The sequence below is a fragment of the Pseudomonas sp. PME37.24/006 genome (assembly GCF_055556635.1).
Genome location: NZ_JBVHNL010000317.1, coordinates 1 through 231 on the forward strand (window position 1 = coordinate 1; position 231 = coordinate 231).

Genomic DNA, 231 nt, shown 5'->3' on the forward strand with positions numbered 1-231 from the left:
GCGCAAAATCATCGAAACTGCCGCCGATGTCGCCGCCCGGCAACGGCCTGTCAGCGGTCCAGGCCGGCGACAGCTTCGCAAACCACGGCGCGAGGCGCTGCATCGCCTGCTCAGCCAGCCGCCGGTAGGTCGTGATCTTGCCGCCGAAGATCGAGAGCAGCGGCGGCGCCCCCTCGGCGCCGTGAACCTCGAACACATAGTCGCGCGTCACGGCCGATGGATTGTCGGCAT

Annotated in this window: 1 pseudogene; it reads right to left on the reverse strand. The window is 68.0% G+C overall.

The annotated features are described in order from the left end of the window. A pseudogene (locus ACZ3GY_RS24885) lies at positions 1 to 231 on the reverse strand (glycerol-3-phosphate dehydrogenase); the annotation flags it as partial.